Here is an 18,311-nt window from a genome sequence, read left to right on the forward strand (position 1 = left end):
TGTCAATCCGCCTTGATACCTGCTTCTGTGGCTAATTTTTTGAACAGTTGAATTTCGTCTTTGATCAATTGATCAAATGCTTCAGGGGAGCTGGTGATTGGCTCTATGCCTAGGCTGCTGAAGCGTTGTGTGACCGATGGCTGTTTGAGCGCATTAATGACTTCAGATTGAATTTTCAGGACAACGTCTTTAGGTGTGTTTGCAGGCGCCATGAGCCCGTACCAAAAAATCCACTTGTAGCCAGGCACACCTGTTTCAGCAACTGTGGGCATATTAGGTAAATCCGGCATACGATTTGTGCTGGTCACTGCAATCGCTTTAGCCTTTCCTTCACGCACTAAATTAATGGCACTGGCGTAGGGTGCGATAAAAATATGCGTCCGTCCCGCCATCGTATCAGTCAATGCCTCTGGGATTCCTTTGAATGGAATATGAGCTAATTGAATACCCGCTTGGGATTTGAGTAGCTCTGCAGCAAATTGTGAACCGCTGCCAACACCAGCAGAAGAGTAATTAAATTGGCCTGGCTTACTTTTGGCCAAGGCTATGAATTCACGCATGGTGTTCACATTGAGTTCGGGTGACACAATGACTAGCGCTGGTCCTGTGGCTGTCAGTGTGATCCCGGAAAAATCTTTGGATGCATCATAAGCCAGCTTCTGATAAATGGCTGGTGAAATAGCATGCGCAGAAGAAACTGACAAAAGAGTGTATCCATCAGCGGGTGAATTGGCTACCGCCTGCGCCGCAATATTACTGCCGGCCCCTAATCTATTTTCAACAATGACCGATTGCTTCCATATTTCAGAAAACCTTGGTGCCAAAACACGTCCAATAATATCTGGAACTCCACCCGGGGAAAAACCTACTAAAATTTTAATTGGTTTTTGAGGGTAAGCAACCGCATTTTGAGCATTGGATGCAAAGGGGGAAAGTAAAGCTGCGCCCAAAATTAGATGGGCCATTGATCGTCTTGAATATAAATGGGTTTGAATGGTTTTCATTTTTTCCTTGGGTATCAATAATATTTTAAATACTGTTATCTTTGTTTGAATAAAATTAATTTCTCGGGGTTTGCAATATTTAATCTGCACCATGAATAGACATCAGTAACTTCATTCTTTGGGTGGCTAATTCGGGTTTTTCCAAGAGATTGGCGGCATCTGCCAAGCGAAACAACTCTGCCAAGTGAAGTATCGATCGTGTGGTCTGTTGACCCCCAACCATACTGAAGTGCTTTTGGTGTCCATTGAGCCAAGCCATGAAGACTATTCCCGTTTTGTAATAACGAGTCGGCGCTGTAAAAATATGCCGCGACAAGGGGATGGTTGGCCCGAGAATGGCGTGAAAAGTTGCCAGTTGCCCTTGCGCCAAAGCCGCCAGCGCGGCACTTGCGGCGGGCGCTATGGCATCAAAAATTCCCAATAGGGCATCGCTTTGCTGGTTCACGATGTCCAGTCCAATGCCATCGCCAGCGATCAGCTCAGCGTAGTTGAAGTCATCCCCTGTGTACATGCGCACACCCGGCGGAAGTCGTCGGCGCATCGCTATCTCTTTGTCTTTGTCGAGCAAGGAAATCTTGATGCCATCTACCTTGTTGGCGTGTGACTGAATGATCCCCAGTGCTGTGTCCATCGCGGTTTCCACATGAGCGCTGCCCCAGTAGCCTGAAAGACCTGGATCAAACATTTCCCCCAGCCAGTGCAACACAACAGGTTGTTTGGCTTGACTCAAAATCCTGTTGTAAACGCGTTCATAGTCGGTTGGGGTTGTCGCGAAACGTGCAAGCGCACGGCTGGCCATGATGATGAGTTTTCCGCCTAACTTTTCAATCGCCTCCATTTGCGCTTCGTAGCCGGCAATCACATCGTCTACGTTTTTGAGCTCGTCCATGGAGAGATGATCTGTTCCGCAGCCTGAGGCCACTTGCGCTCCAGGAAAATCCTTGGCCGCATCCAAAGTGCGGCGAATAAGTTCCAGGGAGCTCGTCCAGTCCAAACCCATGCCGCGTTGTGCAGTGTCCATGGCTTCGGCCACACCCATTCCCAAAGACCACAAATGGCGTCTGTATTCGATGGTGGCATCCCAATCCAATGCACATTGGTGCCAAGGATCTCCTGCAGCCAATGGGTTCGACACCACATGAGCAGCCGAGAAGGCAATGCGGTTGAAGGGCGTGCGTGTTGGGGGGCTCGGTGGCGGGTTGCCAATGAGCTTGTAGTTGGCTAAATCGCCCGTGGCCTGTGGAAGTTTTAAGGTAAAAGACACAGACTTAAATTACAAAGGTAAAGGATTCAACAGTCACCTTGGCTTTTCTTTCGACAAGCATTTCGGTCATCAGAAATCAAAGCGTTTGCTGTGGGCTGCTTGCGCCTCAAGGGGCTGGTGAAAGTCCAGCGGCTTTGACCAGAACAGCATTTGTTTTGATTTCATCGCGGATATAAGCATCAAATTGATCGGGACGCATCGTCCAAGCATCGGCTCCCAATGTGGCGAATCGTTCTTTGACTTCGGCGGTGGCGAGCGCTTTGATGACCTCTTCATTCAAACGGTTGACGATGTCTTTGGGCGTTTTCGCCGGGGCCATCATGCCAATCCAAAAGTTGAACTCTGAGCCGGGAACACCTGCCTCTGCAGTCGTGGGCACTTGAGGCAAGGCACTTGCACGTTTGGGTGAGCCCACGGCCAATGCAACCAATTGGCCACCTTTAATTTGACCGATCACCGGCGCTATGGGAGAGAAGTAATAGTCCACACGACCCGACATGACCTCGGTCACCGCTTCACTCGAACCTTTGAATGGGATGTTGGTCGCCTCTATCTTGGCTGCCAATTTAAACTTTTCAGCGTTCAAATGGGTGGCACTGCCTTGGCCAGCAGACGCAAAATTCATCCCTCCCGGCTTGGCCCGTGCCGCAGTCAACAATTCTTGCAGTGTCTTGATGTTTTTGGACGGCGACATCACCAACACATTGGGGGTGCTGGATATTGGCGTTACACCCACAAAATCGTTCAGAGTGTCAAAAGGCAATTTGGCGAATGTTGAAGGACTGACTGTGTGTGATGAGGAGTGAATCATGATGGTGTAACCATCGGGGGCAGCTGTGGCGACGGCTTGCTGTCCTATGGTTCCGCTGGCGCCTCCGCGGTTGTCAATCACCAGTGGTTGTCCCATGCTTTGACTCATTTTGTCGGAAATGGCGCGGGCAATGATGTCGGTGGTGCTGCCAGCTGCAAATGGAACGATGACACGAATCGGTTTGTTGGGATAAGAGCCTTGTGCACTCGCAATCCATGGTGTCAATGAGGTGAGGCAAGCCAAAGACAAAAGAACTGATCGGCGAAAAATAGGCATGTTGACTCCAAATGTTGCGATGACCGTTCAAACACCTGTCATCTATCAAAACTGATAGATTGGCTTGGTGCTTTTAATTTTCTAATTTCTTTATAAGGTTCATTATTTTTGGCGTCAATTGAAATCAAGCCAGCAGCACCTAGGACATACCCTAGGACAGCTTGGCGGCTTTTTTCACTTGGGTGAGGATGGCCATTTGAGGTGACTTTTTGTAATGGGCATCCAGCGGATAGCAGCCTGACACCATGCCATTGCGCGGCGCTGTGGTGCAGTCGCTGAATGTGCGGCACAGCCGCTTGCGCTGCATGATCCGACCAGCCAACACATCCGCTGGTAACTCGGGGTAAGCCAATACCATTCGGCCTAGGCCAACAAAATCCGTCCAGCCTTGTTTGACTGCAGCTTGCGCGACGTAGGGCAGAAATTCTTGCAGGTAGGTGTAACCACTGCCAACAAAAGCCATTGCAGGAAACATTTTTTTCAAGTCTCGAACGATTTCAAGATGCCGCATGACGCCGATCAATGGGTCCTCTGGCGGCTGGTAGCCATCGGATGGTGGGTAGAGGGCTGGGCGAGTGACGTGGGGTGTGTAGTAAGGACTTCCGACTGTCACATTGACCAATGAAATGTCGAGTGATTCAAGGACTTTGAGAAACTGAACTGTTTCGTCTAAGGCGTGAAGCATCGGGTTGAGTTCGTTGACTCCAAATCCGTAGCGGTAGGGAAGAGCGTTTGCGAAATCAACGGGAATGCCAGGTCCGAGAGCGTTACTGTCAGACAGATTCGGATCTGCTTTGAAGGGCAAAAAATCAACTGCCGACAACCGCACGCCAAGCGCCAAGCCAGGCACCTCAGCTCTTATGCCTTCTGCCAGTTTTCGGATGAAACGGGTTCGGTTTTGCATCGATCCACCAAATTCACCGTCACGCGTTTTCGCAGACAAAAACTCATGCCCTAAATAGCCGTGGCAGTGCTTGAGATCGACGAATTGAAAACCACATTCCCACGCACGCTTCGCTGCTAAAACATAGTCATCGATCAGTTGGTGAATGTCACCATCAGACATGAGAACAATGTTTTCTTTCGGGCCAAAGCGGCCATCCAGCAGAGGGTGGTGGTAAAGCACCCTTGGCTCCATGAGCGTTTCAAGATTGGGTTTGCAAAAACGCCCCGAATGTGTCAACTGCAAACCAATCACCAGATCTTTATCGCTTCCCATGCTGTCGCGGTGCGCCTGCACAAGGCCCTCGCGCAGTTGCGCAATACCCGATTGGGTATGGGCGTTCATGACCAATTGTTTGGGGTTGGCGCGCCCATCGTGGCGAACAGCAACTGCTTCGCCCCCCCAAATCATTTTGGCGCCAGATCTGCCGAATAAAGTCCAGCGGCGGCGGGTGTTGTCGGAGGGGTTGCCATCGGGTTGGCCATCCCAACCTTCCATCGGGTGAATGGCATAACGGTTGCCAATTTTGAGACCGGAAACCGTCAGAGCTTGGGCCATGGCCGCGGTGTCACCCGATTCCAGATGGTCATCGCAAGGCATTTGCAAGCCCAGCCGATTCAAGTTTTCTTTGAAATTTTGCGTGTCTGACAAAGATTTGACTTTGACGAAATCTCCAAATTTCATGTGCTCTTTCGAAGAAGGGTTTTTAGAAAGTCAATCTGGAAAGGGTGCCGCCTATTTTTCCTTCAAACCATCATACCCATTTGCTTCAGTGTATCAAGCGCATTTTCAAGGGATACTTTTAAGAGTTTGAGGGTGGGGTGTAGGTAACCGATTTTGGAAAATCGAACATCTTTTCAATGCGCTCTGTGAATCATTTGGAGCCAATCGTTGGAAAAAATTCCATCGATTGGCTCGCAGCGTGGACAGCGCTCGGATTCAATTTCAAAAAACTGTTCAAACCATTTGCAAAACCTGGCTGACCTTCAATTCAGACTTCCTTGCTTGCACCTCGCTGGCCACCACGTCAGCGGTCACGGCCGACAGCGTCCAGCCCAGGTGGCCATGGCCGGTGTTGTAGAACACATTGGCTTTGCGACCAGGGCCCACGCGGGGCATCATGTTGGGCATCATGGGGCGCAGTCCGGCCCATGGCACCACCGAGCGGGTGTCAATTTTGGGGAAGCATTGCTCCACCCACTCGATCAAGGGGCGGATGCGGTCCGCTCGGATGTCGCGGTTCACGCCATTGAACTCGGCTGTGCCCGCCACGCGGAAACGGTTCAGGCCCAAACGGCTGGTCACCAATTTGGTTTCGTCGTCGAGCAAGCTCACGTTGGGCGCACCGGCCTGGCTTTTTTCATCGTTCAAGTTGACGGTGATCGAATAGCCTTTGACGGGGTAGATATTGACGCGGTCACCCAGCTGCGCCGCGAAATCTCGGCTGGCCACACCGGCGCAGACCACCATGCCATCGAAGGTGTGCACCAGGCTGCCGTCATCGCCTGCGACGGTGATGATGGCTTGCTGACCATCGCTGCTGACCGTCTTGACGTCTTGACCGTACAAAGTTTTCACACCCAGACGTTCTGCCGCTTCGGCCAGGCCGTGTGTAAATTTGTGGATGTCGCCGGTCGAATCGCTCTCGGTGAAGTAGCCGCCGTAGTAGTCACCAGCCAAGGTGGGTTCGATGGCTTTCATTTCTTCGGGCGTCACCGCTCGGCGTGGCAAGCCACCTTGGGCCAGCAATGCCGAGACGCGACCGGCGTGGTCAAAGCCCTGCTTGTCGCGGTAGATGTGCAAGATGCCTTCTTTCTTCAAGTCAAAGTCGATGCCTTCTTCTTGCGCCCATGCAAACAGATGTTGCCGAGCAGCCACGGCCAAGCGGGCTGTCTCGACGGTGTTGCGCTCGTAATGAGGCATTGCCGCGATGAACTCCGCAAACCATGACAGTTTGTGCCATGTGGGCGCAGGGTTGACCAACAAAGGTGCATCGCTTTTGAGCATCCATTGGATGCCTTTGAGGATGGTGGACCAGTGGGTCCAGACCTCGGCGTTGGAGGCGGACAATTGACCGCCGTTGGCAAACGAGGTTTCCATAGCGGCGTAGCGATGGCGCTCGAACAGGGTGACGGCAAATCCGCGTTTGGCCAGGGCGTAGGCGGTGGTAACGCCGGTGATGCCGCCACCGATGACTGCAATGGTTTTCATGACAAAAGAGCTTTCTACAACGTCAAGGATGGAAGCTTGGCGTCAGCAAGTCGCTGCCGCCAAGCGCCCCCTCTGTTCAGAACCTGAGAGATTCACGCTGCGCACAGCTGCGCGTCGCTTGCTCCTTCGGTGCACTGGCGGACGAAACGCCAGCAGCTCTTCAGAGAATTGGCATGTGACCGGTCCTTTGGCCTGAGAGTTTCCGGGGCGGTTGCTCCTTCGGCGCTGCCTGCCGCGAGCGCGGTGGCAGTCTCTCCCGATCACATGTCGACACAAGGTCGATGGTTTTCAATCATTCACGGTGTTGAGGTGTGCCTGAACCAGTGCATGCCTCACCCTTCAAAAAGAATCATGACGACATTCAAAAAAGGCCGCCACTGGTTTATCGAGCATCTATTTTTGGGGATCCATTTTTTTTAGATACTCACCCACCAAGGCCAGCCAAAATGCCGCTCCTGGTGCGATGAGTTCATCGTTGAAGTCATAGCCAGGGTTATGGACGTGACACGCACCACGAGTTCCCGGACCGCCGTTGCCGATAAAAATGTAGCTGCCAGGTACTTGCTGCAGCATGAATGCGAAGTCTTCGCTGGCTGTATAGGCAGGTCCGTTGGGCTCAACCTGATGCGTGCCAAAAACCTTGGTGGCGACCTGCGTCGCGAATTCAGTCTCATCAGGCGTATTGACCAGCACAGCATACCCTTCTCTCCAGTCGATGGCAGCTTGCACCCCGTAGCTTTCTGCCTGAAGCTTAACCAGCGCCAGAATTCTCTCTTTGAGCAGGGCTCGAATTTCTGTGTCGAGCGCTCTGATGCTCAGCTCAAGCGTGGCAGTCTGCGGAATCACGTTATTGGCGATGCCCGCGTGGATGGCCCCGACCGTCACCACGGACGTCTTCTGTGGGTCGACATTGCGTGACACGATCGTCTGGAGCGCCATGACGATCGAAGACGCGGCCACCACTGTATCTACTGCCTCATGAGGAAACGCACCATGTCCACCCCGTCCATTCACAGTGATGGTCACGTTGTCGCTGGAAGCCATCGCTGAACCTTTTCGGAACTCCAAGCGACCGGCTTCAACGCCTGGCATGTTGTGCATCGCAAATACGGCATCGCATGGAAACTGATCAAACAGACCATCGGCCATCATTTTCAGCGCACCACCAGCCCCTTCCTCGGCAGGCTGAAAAATCAGGTGAACCGTTCCATCAAATTCAAGGTCTTCAGCGATCAGCTTGGCGGCCGCTAAAAGCATGGCTGTGTGTCCATCATGGCCACAAGCGTGCATGATTCCAGGGACTTGACTTTTCCAGGGGCTAGAGCCTACCTCTGAGATTGGCAGTGCATCCATGTCCGCCCGCAGGCCAATGGACTTGCCCTGTTGACCACGGCGCAATGTTCCCACGACGCCCGTTCCACCCAAACCGGTTGTGACCTCATAACCCCAGCCATTCAACTTGTCGGCAACCAAAGAAGCGGTCTGATGCTCTTCGAAGGCCAGTTCAGGGCGCGCATGGATATCACGACGGATCTGAATAAAATCACCAACGCGCTGCACCCAAGAATGCGCGAGATAGTTGCTGTCTTGCATCCAACGCTTTCGTTATTGGGCTTGTAAGCCCATCGATTTGGCGATGGCGCGGTACCTGGCCGTGTTATCTGAATAAAGCTTGCCCAATACGGACAAAGTTTGTGGACGGGGGACGATCATGGCTTGAGCTTCCAATGCGCTCTTGATGGTTGGATCGCTGGCCACGTCACTCAAAGCTTTGTGCAAAGCCTGAACCACTGGCTCTGGCGTATCTTTGTGGACAAAGTAGCCTGCCCAGGTATCAAAGACAAAGCCCTTGAGTGCTTTGCTCTCATTCAAAGTTGGTACTTTGCTGAAAAGCGCTTGTCGCTCTGCTGATACGACAGCGGGAGCCCTGAGCTTGCCATCCTCAACCAGCTGAACCTGACCTTTGCCATAAGGCGTCATGAAAATATCGACTTGTCCACCCATCAAATCTTGTACAGCTGCAGCACCGCCTTTGTAGGGGATATGCGTCATAGGAATGCCTGTGATCGATGACATGTGCTCACCCATCAAGTGGTAGAGAGAGCCGAGACCGACGCTGGCGTATGTCAGAGGCTTACCCTCAGCAGCTGCCTTTTTAGCGTAAGCGATCAATTCATCGCCATTTGCGGCGGGGAAATCTTTGCGTGCAAGCACCACAAGAGGATTGATGCTGATCATCTGCACAAGTCGAAAATCTTCGGGCTTGTACTTGATGGCTGCATTGGCCAAAGGTGCCAAGATCAATTCATTGGGTGAACCCTGAAAGATCATGTGTCCATCGGCGGGGCTGTTCAAAACCTTTTGGCCAGCGATACCGCCACTGGCTCCACCCAGGTTTTCGACGATCACCGTCTGTCCGAGGTGTTTGGCTAAGGTGTTGTTGAGCGTGCGTGCAATGACGTCCGACACACCGCCCGCAGGATATGGAACCATCAAGGTGACGGTTTTATTGGGGAAATTCTGAGCAAATACCGCACCACACACCACCAAGGAACTGAGCACACTGGACACGACTTTGAAAGCAAATCTCATCACCCACTCCAATTCAAATGAAAAGAACATGCACCCATGCTATTGACCTCATATCATGATGTCCAATGCATTGTTGGTAATATCTATGCAATCTAAAATGCATAGATTAATATGACGCTTGTCCAATTACGCCAATTCATCGCTTTAGCCAAAGTCGGCTCCTTTGTGAAAGCTGCGGATGCCTTGCACATGACACAACCCGCCCTGAGTCGAAGCATCAAGTCATTGGAAGAGGAGTTTGGGAGGCAACTGTTTGACCGAATCGGCAAACGAATTGAGCTCAATTCATTTGGGCATGAAGTGCTGACTCGCAGTCACACACTCATGGAGTACGCGCAGCAGCTCAAAGACTGCGGTCGCAGTCTGAGTGCCGGCGACAGTGGGCGTATTCGCTTGGGCCTGAGTTCCGGGCCGGGGGCCATGCTCAGCACGCCCATCTTGGCCCACTTCGGGACACATTTTCCGAACTTTCACATCGAAATTGTCCGATCAAACACAGCAAGCTTGGCCCAAATGCTCCGAGACCGGTTGATCGATGCAGCCGTATTGGACATACGCGCATTGATACCAACGCCTGATCTCAGGGTCACGCAAATTGCTGAGATGGAGGGCGTGTTCATGTGCCGACCAGATCACCCTCTGGTGCACAAAAAAAAGCTCGTCTTTGCTGATCTCAAGACTTACCCGATAGCTTCCACGCCTTTGAGTGAAGAAGCCGCAAGAATCTTGGTGGAGAGGTATGGCGAAATCGCGCATCCGGATGTTTTGGTGAAACTGCAAAGCGATGAAATTTCACACCTCATTCAAGTCACCCAACAAACAGACACCGTCCTGCTCGCCATTCGTGCCTCGGCTCCTGACTTTGTTGAATTGCCGATTCAACCAGCCCCGCGCATCAAAGCCAGATTCGGACTGGTCACTGTGGCCAACAAAGCCGAAGCTCTTTTCCTCCCAGAAATCAGGCAGCTGATGCGAACCGTCATGCCATAGTTGATGTTCCCTTGAGCCTGCGTTGGCACTCACAATCAGCACATTCAACGCTGCCACGCATACCCAAGATGCTGCCGTTGGGGATGTGCATCCGCATGATCAGGTCTTCTCGACTTTTGGTTGAGGCTGAACTTGAAGCGGTGATCGCGCTGTCGTCGGCAAGCTCAAAGCCATCAGTGCGCCCAGCAGGTTCACGCCAGCGGCCATCAACATGGCTTGGTCATAGCCCTGGGTCTGGTCGTACAGCCAGCCCGCCAACACCGGCAAACTGATGGCCGCGATGCACCAAGCAATGTATAACTGTCCGGCCACCCGGCCAAAGGCATTGGGATGCCAGTAGCGCGCAATCGCACCAGCCGTCAGACCCGAGATGAAGCCATAACCGCAGCCAATCAGTGTCATGGACAGGACAGCCATGCCCGCCCCTGGCCAGGTCAACAGCAGGCAAGAACCACTGAGGGCGATGAGATGGGCCACGCAGGCCACGCGAGGCACCGCGAAACGATCAATGAGCCAGCCCCCTCCAATGCGTGCAGCAGCAATCGCACCGGTGATGAAAGTGGTGCCGCCCAGCGCGAACAGACTTTTTGCGCCATAGGCCTGCAAAATGCCAGCAGCCTGGCTCATCACCATCAGACCCGCAGAGGCGGCGAGAAAGAAAACAGTAAACAACCGGGCAAACAAGCCCCAGTGGCGGGCTTCGCTGTCGGCCGAACTCGCTCCTGGATCTTGCATGCGAACCTGGGCACGATGCCAAAGCATGGCAGCGATGGCGCAGCAAGTCAGCACCGTGAGCGCAAGACCCGTGAGGGTTGCACGCAGGCCAAACGCCTCAATGGCCCAGCCAAAGACTGGTGCACCCAGCATGGCACCCATGGGATACAGGCTCACCACGTAGCCGTTGGCCAGCCCGCTCATCGGGCTGATGGTCTGGTTCAGACCTTGTTGCATCATGATGAAAGCCACCCCGCCGCCCAGTCCGAACAGAACGCCGTAGCCCAGCAACAAATGCTCGATACCCTGTGCAGCGGCGCAGATCAGCAGGCCAGAGGCGCTCAGAACCCCGCAAACCAGCAGCAGGGGCACGGGTGCGAAGCGACGGTAAAGGCCGGGTCCGATGAGCATGCCGATCGTGAGAAAGATCGACGCCATGGAAAACACGATCGCCATCTCGGCCCGACCAATACCGAGCAGCGCCTCCATCGGCTTGAGGAAGACAGAAAACGCATAGACGGTGCCGAACGGCAGATTCACCACGGTGGCCGCAGCCAGGACGAGTGCCCCTCGGCTGATGCCTCGTGAGGCGGGTGAATCGCTCATCGCTTCCCCGCGAGACTGACCCGATCACGACAAGCGAGACCCAGCCGATAGGACAAGAAAGGGTGGGGCATGCGATGCGCTTTCATTTTTTCAGAAAGCCAGTTTATCCGACCGATTGAGGCGGCCATGCTTGTTGATGGTGATGTCGCTGGCACGTCGCATCACGGTAGGCACAAGACGCTACTGCAGCGGTCGTAAGGGTTTGTTGCCAAGGAGTCTGGGATCCGCTTTTTCCAAGGTCATCCAGCAACACGGTATCGCTCAATAATGCTGCGATCGAGTTCAACACCAAGCCCCGGTCCGTTCGGTATCGACACCCAACCGTCGCGTTGCTGGATGGGCTGTGTGATCAACTGCTGCCTGAATGGATGAGATGAGCAATCGTATTCAAGCAAAGGCTCCTGCGCGAACAGTGAATGGTGCGCGACCGGCAACGCAGCAATGAGCTGCAAGGATGCCGCCTGGGCAATAGCCGATCCCCACACATGCGGATTGACCGCAACGCCATGCGCTTGCGCGAGCGTCACAATGTGGCGGGCCGCACTGATGCCACCGCAAGAACACAGGTCTGGTTGGGCAATGTCGACTGCGTTTGCAGCAAACAGGTCGCGATAGCCAAACAGCGTGTGCTCATTTTCACCCCCTGCGATGGGCATCGTTAACTTATCCCTCATCTCCGCATAACCGCGCAGATCCTCCGGCGCCACGGGTTCTTCGTACCAGCGCAAGTTGTAGCGCTCCAGTGCACGACCGAGGCGCAGCGCTTCCGCGCGGCCATAGGCATGGTTGGTGTCAATCATCAGCGTAATGCCGCGGCCATCAATCGCCGCACCGATGGCTTTCATGCAATGGATGTCATCGTCAACGCCGTAGCCGAGCTTGACCTTCATCGCCCTAAAGCCAGCATCGTGGTGCCGAATGGCTTCGTCCGCCAGTCTTGCGGATTCGCCCTGACCATTGACGCGGTAAAAGCCTGTTGCATAGGGCTGAACGCGGGTTCTGAATGCACCGCCCAGCAAGACGTGAATCGGAACGTTATGCGTCTTTCCGGCGATGTCCCAAAGTGCAATGTCGACTGCGCTGATCGCAGCGATCACCGAGCCTTTGCGGCCGAAGTCACGTGTAGCGTGATACATCTTGTGCCACAGCACTTCGGTATCCAATGCGTTGGCGCCCAAAAGGAGTGGTTTCAGCGCGTATTGAACAGCAGCCGCAGCGATTTCTGGTGGCTCCAAACCTTGAGCGAACGCCTCGCCCCAGCCGGTAATGCCCTCTTCAGTGAGCACTTCCACCAGCGTTGCACTGCGCTGGCGAACCCAGCCCTGTGAGAACGCGAAAGGTTCTGCAAGCGGGCTTTTCAGAACGTGAATTTTGATGTCGACGATTTTCATATCGCTGCTTTTCAAATTGAAAAGGGGTCGAGATAAAAATGGTCAGCTGAGTCGCTGTTTTAATTCAGGTGGGTTGGCTGACTTTTCCCTAAACTCATTGATTCCGCTGGAAAACTTCACACCTGCGCGCTTGATAGCGCCATCGTCGACTTTCTCGAGCGGCGTGTAAAAAGGATGATGATGCTCTAGGTAAGGGTTGTTGCGCGCAGCGTTGTAGCAATGCAGTACAGTCCAGCGGCGATTTTCTGAGCGATTTTGGTCTGATCGGTGCAGCACATTGCTGTGGAAAAAAAGGCCATCGCCAGGTTCCATCTCGGCATACTCAATCGGCATCAGCTTGAGCATTTCAGCGACCCGCCGCGGATCGGCTCCGACCTGCTCGCCAGGCAGGACGCCATGCTCAATGCGGCCACAGTGGTGCGATCCCTTGACAACTTGTAGACAGCCGTTTTCGCGAGTGCTGCGGTCGAGCGCAACCATCACGCTTGCCATGTAGGGGAATACACAGCCGTTGTGATACCAATAGCCGTAATCCTGATGCCACTCCCAAGCCCCTCCCTCGAATGGCTCTTTGGCAGTCAATTTGGAGTGGTAATGATAGACCTCGCCGCCAAGCAGATCTTCCATGGTGTCGACCACACGATGGGAGCGTGCAGCAAGACCGTAGACGCTGTCACCGGGATGATTCCAAGTGGCCATTCGCGTGGATTTGCCAGATGAATCGTTCCGGTCATACAAACGACTGCGCATTGATTCGTCGTTTTCAATCGCGGTGCGCAGGATTGAAATTTCCTCATCATCGAAAAGCTTGCGGACCAGCACGTAGCCGTCCTGTTCGTAATGAGCGCGTTGTTCGGGTGTGAGAATCGAGCCGGGCATATTGTCTCCAAGAGTTTTTGCAGATTCAATCACAGCAAGGCCAGTATTGCAAAAACTATTGCACCCTAACCATCAGTGGCGCATATCGATGATCACAAACACATTCATGAAACCACTGTGAACCAAGATCAAACAGCACATTGGGCAGATTGCAGTCACTTAGCGTCGCCCAATTGACTGCCAAGGCCTTGGCAACCACCGGCTGTCGGCTCTCTGGCGTCTTGGTTAACCATTGTCAATGGAACGTGGGCACGACTTGGGAAAAGACGATGTCTGGTCGTTGTTGGACCGATGGCTTGATGAACGACGGTCCGTTCCTATGTCCTGACTGAATTTATACAAAAGTTCGAAAATTTCCAAGTGCTTCAAAAATGAGCAGCTTGAATCACAGGATCCATTCAATAATGACCCAATCAACCCTTGAAGCTGGAGATCTTATGCCCATCAAAAAAATGATTGATGTGACTGAAAAAGTATTTCTCATCACTATCGCACTGTTCACTGTGGGTGCCATGGTGCAAGAAGTCATGCTGTTGATAGAACAGCGTAGCGTAGCGCTGAAGGACTTGTTACTGATGTTTATTTATGCGGAAGTGTTAGGTATGTTAGGAGCTTTTTACAGCAGCCACCGAATTCCAATCACCATACCTTTGGTCATTGCCATGACCGCATTGAGCCGCTTGATCATCCTTCAGGGTAAAGACGGTGACCCTTCGATTCTTTTGTATGAAAGTGGCGCTATTTTGATGATTGCTATTGCCTGTTGGGTGATCAGCAAAATACAAGACCGCGATTAACCAAAGGCGCTTGAGTTGACTAAGTCATCGCATGCACGATTTCAATCACTGTGAGAAAATTTATCAATTAAGCCATCGTCAATAGGAACTCAGATGACCAGCGTCAAAACATGTTTAGCGCAAAAAGGACAAACCGTTAACGTGATCAGCATCAAGCCTGACGAAAAAGTGGTCGTGGCTTTGCAGCTGATGCGGGACAACCGTGTGCGTGCGATTCTGGTGATTCGTGACGAAAAGCTGATGGGCATCATCACTCAGGGCGACTGTGCCATCAAGGTCCTGTTACCCGGTCTGGATGCCAAACAAGTCCTCGTTCAAGATGTCATGACAGCCGACCCGGTCTCGGTCAAACCAGACGATCCGATTGAAGCCTGCACAGGCTTGATGGCTTCCCGTAACTTCCGTCATCTGCCGGTTGTGGAGGCTGGGCGGGTCGTTGGCGTTATTTCTATTGGTGATGTCGTCAAAGACAATATCCGACAAATGGGTCAGCAGATTGGGTTTTTAGAGACTTACATCAAAGGGCACAGTGCTGCGCTTTGATGGGTGATTTTTAGACCATTCTTTGAGTAACTTGTATCGGCTCTGGGTCATCTTCAAGGGTCATCCAAAATCGGCAGTGAGATCGATTCGTTCATGGCATCGCCAATTCCCATCACTCAAATCACATCATCATTGAATCTCTGAATATTTTGGGAGTTCCCGGGGTGACCACCGATATGCTTTCCAGCCCTTTGTCTAGCTCAGACAGCACCCCAACATCGCCAGCGACGGGCTTGGAATCAAGGTCTACAAAGCGTGTTCTTTTGCTCGGGGCGACGGGCACGATCGGCATGGCCACTGCACGGGCGCTGCTTCGTCGAGGCCATGAGGTGGTTTGTCTGGTCCGGCAGCGCGAAGGTGTGGGCTCAACGCAGGCCGACACAGGGCTTTCAGAACGTCTGGCTGGGGTCAAGCTCATTTGGGGACATGCGGCCGAGGAGGATTTTTGGAAACAAGCGGATTTGGCGCACTTTCATTTTGATGCGATGGTCTCTTGTATGGCCTCGCGCATGGGCTCGCCCCAAGACGCTTGGCGGGTCGATCACCAAGCCCATGTGTGGGCGCTGCAAGCGGCACAAGCTGCGGGTGTGAAACAGTTTGTTCAACTGTCGGCCATCTGCGTGCAAAAGCCCTTGTTGGCTTTTCAACATGCCAAGCTGGCCTTTGAAAAAGCCCTGATCGAATCAGGCCTGACTTATTCCATCGTGCGGCCCACAGCTTTTTTCAAATCGCTGTCGGGCCAACTCGATCGTGTCAAGAAAGGTAAGCCTTTTTTGATTTTTGGCGACGGGCAATTGACCGCCTGCAAGCCCATCAGCGACGACGATTTGGCTGATTTTCTGGTAGGGTGCCTGGACGATGGGTCGCGGCATAACCAGATCTTGCCCATCGGGGGGCCGGGGCCTGCCATCACGCCGCTGGCGCAGGGCGAGCAATTGTTTGCTTTGTTGGGCAAATCGCCGCGTTTCAAGCGTGTCCCGGTGGGTCTGTTGGATGTCATCGTGGGTGTTTTGAGCGTCTTGGGAAAGCTCATTCCAGCAGCTGCAGAAAAGGCCGAGCTGGCCCGCATTGGGCGGTATTACGCCACTGAATCCATGTTGGTGTGGGATGCACAGGCGCAGCGCTACGATGACCCGGCCACACCCTCACACGGTTCACAAACGCTGTTCGATGCCTATGCCCGTTGGGTCAAAGGCGAGGGCGCGCCCGATCGAGGGGAGCACGCTGTTTTTTAAGCGGGCTTGGGTGACTTCTTTTTCAGACCGAACGCCATCAACAGCATCACGAGCATGCTCAAAGCCAGTGCCAAGTAAGCATGGCTAAAGGCGGTTAACTCGCCGCCTTCAAAGTCAGCAATGGCACTGATGCAGGTCACCGCCAAGAGCGTCCCTACGGCATTGAAAATATTGATCAGCCCCTGGGCTGTGCCTCGCTGGGCAGGGGGTGCTTCATCTATCGCAATGGTGCGCAGCGCACCGCTGACCACCACACCCACGCCAATCCCGACCAAAACAGTCGCGATCAAGAACGCAGTAAAGCCGGTCTGTGGCATGGCGCTTTGCAGGTATCCCAGCGTCAGCATACCGAAGCCAAAGATCACCATGCTTCGAGCGCCCAGTCGGTTGAGCAACCGCCCTGCCGCCATAGAGCCCACCATGGAGCACAGCACCAGAGGCAGCAGGGCCAGCCCCGCAGATTCAACGCTGACCCCATAGGCCAGCGTAGCGATGGTGGTCAAAAATACAATGCCCCCCATGGAGAAACCCACACCCAGCGTCAGCACATAGGCAAAAGCCAGTTGTCGGTTTGCAAACAGCTCGATCGGAATCAGTGGTTGCGCCTGATGTTTCTCAATGACCACCAAAGCGACCAGCAGTGCCCCACTTGCCGCCAGAAACCAAGGCCACAACACCATCGCGGTAGCCGAGTCCGGCAGGCGCGAAATGCCCAGCACCAAGCACAGCAGAAATAACAAGGTACAGGTGATACCTGCCAAGTCAATGTGCCCTGGTGCCGCGCGGGTGCGTTGGCTTGGCAAGCTGAGGGCGCCCCACCACAACACGACCAGTGCGACGGGAATATTCACCAAAAACAGCCAGCGCCAGCCCAGCGTGGAAGTGAGCACGGTCGCCAGAGGTGGCCCAAGCACAAAGGCCATGCCGTGGGTGGCACCAACCAGTCCTAAAATACGGCCCCTTCGCTCGGCTGTGAACACATCACCAATCACAGCACTGGCTACCGGCGCTATGCCCCCTGCGCCGATGCCCTGGATGGCACGGCCCACCAGCAGCGTATCAAAGTCGGGTGCAGCGGCGATGATCAAAGAGCCGATGGCGAAAAGCGCCACACTGGCCAGATACACCGGTCGGCGGCCATGGCGGTCGCTGAAGTAAGCCATCAACGCTGTACTGCACAAGGAACTCAGGGAAAAAACAGTCGTTATCAGTCCAGCGGTTCGGTTGTCGATGCCAAAGACGGCAATCAATGCTGGCAGGACAGGCCCCACGATGGCTGAATCAAGTGCCGCCATGAAGACGCCGACAAACAGCACCTTGACCAGGCGGCTTTGTGCTGGATCACCATCCGGCAAAGAAATAGGGGTCTGCTGCTGGCTCATCGAGGTATCTGAATTAGGCTGATCTTTTGTACACAGGCACCGGATTTTGGGATCCGCCATCTCGGATGTGGTTTTTACAGGATCGCCGATTTGGCAAAGTATGCCGGAATCCAATCATCAGCCCAGCGGCTGAAATGTCAGTTTCCTTGTGCTGATCTGAGTTGTCGAATGAGCCCGTGTGTGACCGAGAAGGTCAGCCGCCAGTGGCATCCTTGATGCATTTTTTGGTGAAATTGTTTTTGGCCGCACCTGCCAGTTTTTTATCAGTAGCCTGTGCCTCACACGTGGCGGTGGCGGTGGCCAAGGCAGCTGCAGCGTCTTTTTCGCACTTCTGAACAAAACTGTTTTTTGCAGCGCCTGCCAGTTTTTTCTCTGCGGCTTGTGCTTCGCAAGTGGCAGCAAAAGAGGGGACACTCAAAGTCATGAGGGCAACATACAGCAAGACAGTTGATTTTTTCATTTGATTTCCGTGGTTGAAAGCCAACTCAAAAATTAACAAAATTAATAATACTTTGCAAGAGGGATGACTTTGATATTTTCAAAATATGCACGGTCCTTGACTTTGGAAACATGGCGGCTGCCACCGTCATCACAGGGGAAACGCTTGATGGACAGGTGCACGGATTCGCTGAATGAACAGCTTTCGAAGAGGTCAAGCAAGGAATCGGAAAAA

16 protein-coding genes and 1 riboswitch are annotated in these 18,311 nt (G+C 53.4%); of the genes, 4 read left to right on the plus strand and 12 right to left on the minus strand.

Features of this window, described 5'->3' with window-relative positions; genetic code table 11:
• Positions 1 to 2 precede the first annotated feature (2 nt).
• The 7 genes from Q1M54_RS02730 to Q1M54_RS02760 form a co-directional block, all read right to left on the minus strand.
• Positions 3 to 1,004: a tripartite tricarboxylate transporter substrate binding protein gene (locus Q1M54_RS02730; protein ID WP_300553559.1), complete on the minus strand. Its 1,002-nt coding sequence runs from the start codon at positions 1,002 to 1,004 to the stop codon at positions 3 to 5.
• 79 nt (positions 1,005 to 1,083) lie between these two features.
• Positions 1,084 to 2,268 carry a dihydrodipicolinate synthase family protein gene (locus tag Q1M54_RS02735; protein WP_300553563.1) on the minus strand — a complete coding sequence of 395 codons (1,185 nt, stop codon included), beginning with the start codon at positions 2,266 to 2,268 and terminating at the stop codon, positions 1,084 to 1,086.
• 106 nt (positions 2,269 to 2,374) lie between these two features.
• A complete protein-coding gene (locus Q1M54_RS02740) occupies positions 2,375 to 3,355 on the minus strand; it encodes a tripartite tricarboxylate transporter substrate binding protein (RefSeq protein ID WP_300553566.1) in 981 nt (326 codons plus the stop codon).
• Positions 3,356 to 3,506: 151 nt separating this feature from the next.
• Positions 3,507 to 4,982: an NADH:flavin oxidoreductase gene (locus Q1M54_RS02745; RefSeq protein ID WP_366146244.1), complete on the minus strand. Its 1,476-nt coding sequence runs from the start codon at positions 4,980 to 4,982 to the stop codon at positions 3,507 to 3,509.
• Positions 4,983 to 5,255: 273 nt separating this feature from the next.
• Entirely contained in the window at positions 5,256 to 6,509 is a 1,254-nt protein-coding gene (locus Q1M54_RS02750; RefSeq protein WP_300553569.1) for a D-amino acid dehydrogenase, read from the minus strand.
• A 170-nt stretch (positions 6,510 to 6,679) separates the two neighbouring features.
• A riboswitch (glycine riboswitch) is annotated at positions 6,680 to 6,778 on the minus strand.
• Positions 6,779 to 6,902: 124 nt separating this feature from the next.
• The gene (locus tag Q1M54_RS02755; protein ID WP_300553571.1) at positions 6,903 to 8,102 is read right to left on the minus strand and encodes a M20 aminoacylase family protein; all 1,200 of its coding nucleotides are present in this window, start codon (positions 8,100 to 8,102) and stop codon (positions 6,903 to 6,905) included.
• Between the two features lie 12 nt (positions 8,103 to 8,114).
• Positions 8,115 to 9,101, minus strand: coding sequence for a tripartite tricarboxylate transporter substrate binding protein (locus Q1M54_RS02760; RefSeq protein WP_300553574.1), 987 nt, complete (start codon positions 9,099 to 9,101; stop codon positions 8,115 to 8,117).
• A 111-nt stretch (positions 9,102 to 9,212) separates the two neighbouring features.
• On the opposite strand from Q1M54_RS02760, the gene Q1M54_RS02765 reads away from it, so the two are divergent.
• Positions 9,213 to 10,091: a LysR family transcriptional regulator gene (locus Q1M54_RS02765; RefSeq protein WP_300553577.1), complete on the plus strand. Its 879-nt coding sequence runs from the start codon at positions 9,213 to 9,215 to the stop codon at positions 10,089 to 10,091.
• A 99-nt stretch (positions 10,092 to 10,190) separates the two neighbouring features.
• On the opposite strand, the gene Q1M54_RS02770 is transcribed toward Q1M54_RS02765, so the two are convergent.
• The 3 genes from Q1M54_RS02770 to Q1M54_RS02780 all read right to left on the minus strand — a co-directional run bounded on the left by Q1M54_RS02770 (position 10,191) and on the right by Q1M54_RS02780 (position 13,681).
• On the minus strand, positions 10,191 to 11,411 hold the full coding sequence (locus tag Q1M54_RS02770; RefSeq protein ID WP_300553580.1) for an MFS transporter: 1,221 nt from the start codon (positions 11,409 to 11,411) through the stop codon (positions 10,191 to 10,193).
• 239 nt (positions 11,412 to 11,650) lie between these two features.
• Positions 11,651 to 12,802 carry a mandelate racemase/muconate lactonizing enzyme family protein gene (locus Q1M54_RS02775; RefSeq protein ID WP_300553582.1) on the minus strand — a complete coding sequence of 384 codons (1,152 nt, stop codon included), beginning with the start codon at positions 12,800 to 12,802 and terminating at the stop codon, positions 11,651 to 11,653.
• A 42-nt stretch (positions 12,803 to 12,844) separates the two neighbouring features.
• A complete protein-coding gene (locus tag Q1M54_RS02780) occupies positions 12,845 to 13,681 on the minus strand; it encodes a phytanoyl-CoA dioxygenase family protein (RefSeq protein ID WP_300553584.1) in 837 nt (278 codons plus the stop codon).
• A gap of 437 nt (positions 13,682 to 14,118) precedes the next feature.
• Here Q1M54_RS02780 and Q1M54_RS02785 point away from each other — a divergent pair, with 437 nt between their 5' ends.
• The 3 genes from Q1M54_RS02785 (at position 14,119) to Q1M54_RS02795 (ending at position 16,256) form a co-directional block, all read left to right on the plus strand.
• Positions 14,119 to 14,478 carry a phosphate-starvation-inducible PsiE family protein gene (locus tag Q1M54_RS02785; protein WP_300553587.1) on the plus strand — a complete coding sequence of 120 codons (360 nt, stop codon included), beginning with the start codon at positions 14,119 to 14,121 and terminating at the stop codon, positions 14,476 to 14,478.
• A gap of 93 nt (positions 14,479 to 14,571) precedes the next feature.
• Positions 14,572 to 15,021 (plus strand): CBS domain-containing protein, encoded by a 450-nt coding sequence (locus Q1M54_RS02790; protein WP_300553589.1) that lies wholly within the window; start codon positions 14,572 to 14,574, stop codon positions 15,019 to 15,021.
• Between the two features lie 263 nt (positions 15,022 to 15,284).
• A complete protein-coding gene (locus tag Q1M54_RS02795) occupies positions 15,285 to 16,256 on the plus strand; it encodes an NAD(P)H-binding protein (RefSeq protein ID WP_300553592.1) in 972 nt (323 codons plus the stop codon).
• On the opposite strand, the gene Q1M54_RS02800 is transcribed toward Q1M54_RS02795, so the two are convergent.
• Positions 16,253 to 17,638, minus strand: coding sequence for an MFS transporter (locus Q1M54_RS02800; RefSeq protein ID WP_300553595.1), 1,386 nt, complete (start codon positions 17,636 to 17,638; stop codon positions 16,253 to 16,255). The genes Q1M54_RS02795 and Q1M54_RS02800 overlap by 4 nt on opposite strands.
• Before the next feature lie 193 nt (positions 17,639 to 17,831).
• The gene (locus tag Q1M54_RS02805; protein ID WP_300553597.1) at positions 17,832 to 18,098 is read right to left on the minus strand and encodes a hypothetical protein; all 267 of its coding nucleotides are present in this window, start codon (positions 18,096 to 18,098) and stop codon (positions 17,832 to 17,834) included.
• Positions 18,099 to 18,311 lie beyond the last annotated feature (213 nt).

Source organism: Limnohabitans sp. Rim8 (assembly GCF_943326455.1).
GTDB lineage: Bacteria > Pseudomonadota > Gammaproteobacteria > Burkholderiales > Burkholderiaceae_C > Limnohabitans_A.

Excerpts from the sequence above, each read along its gene's own strand:
- Q1M54_RS02730 (WP_300553559.1), bottom strand. The coding sequence starts at position 1,004 with ATGAAAACCATTCAAACCCATTTATATTCAAGACGATCAATGGCCCAT.
- Q1M54_RS02740 (WP_300553566.1), bottom strand. The coding sequence starts at position 3,355 with ATGCCTATTTTTCGCCGATCAGTTCTTTTGTCTTTGGCTTGCCTCACC.
- Q1M54_RS02745 (WP_366146244.1), bottom strand. The coding sequence starts at position 4,982 with ATGAAATTTGGAGATTTCGTCAAAGTCAAATCTTTGTCAGACACGCAA.
- Q1M54_RS02750 (WP_300553569.1), bottom strand. The coding sequence starts at position 6,509 with ATGAAAACCATTGCAGTCATCGGTGGCGGCATCACCGGCGTTACCACC.
- Q1M54_RS02755 (WP_300553571.1), bottom strand. The coding sequence starts at position 8,102 with ATGCAAGACAGCAACTATCTCGCGCATTCTTGGGTGCAGCGCGTTGGT.
- Q1M54_RS02760 (WP_300553574.1), bottom strand. The coding sequence starts at position 9,101 with ATGAGATTTGCTTTCAAAGTCGTGTCCAGTGTGCTCAGTTCCTTGGTG.
- Q1M54_RS02765 (WP_300553577.1), top strand. The coding sequence starts at position 9,213 with ATGACGCTTGTCCAATTACGCCAATTCATCGCTTTAGCCAAAGTCGGC.
- Q1M54_RS02770 (WP_300553580.1), bottom strand. The coding sequence starts at position 11,411 with ATGAGCGATTCACCCGCCTCACGAGGCATCAGCCGAGGGGCACTCGTC.
- Q1M54_RS02775 (WP_300553582.1), bottom strand. The coding sequence starts at position 12,802 with ATGAAAATCGTCGACATCAAAATTCACGTTCTGAAAAGCCCGCTTGCA.
- Q1M54_RS02780 (WP_300553584.1), bottom strand. The coding sequence starts at position 13,681 with ATGCCCGGCTCGATTCTCACACCCGAACAACGCGCTCATTACGAACAG.
- Q1M54_RS02785 (WP_300553587.1), top strand. The coding sequence starts at position 14,119 with ATGCCCATCAAAAAAATGATTGATGTGACTGAAAAAGTATTTCTCATC.
- Q1M54_RS02790 (WP_300553589.1), top strand. The coding sequence starts at position 14,572 with ATGACCAGCGTCAAAACATGTTTAGCGCAAAAAGGACAAACCGTTAAC.
- Q1M54_RS02800 (WP_300553595.1), bottom strand. The coding sequence starts at position 17,638 with ATGAGCCAGCAGCAGACCCCTATTTCTTTGCCGGATGGTGATCCAGCA.
- Q1M54_RS02805 (WP_300553597.1), bottom strand. The coding sequence starts at position 18,098 with ATGAAAAAATCAACTGTCTTGCTGTATGTTGCCCTCATGACTTTGAGT.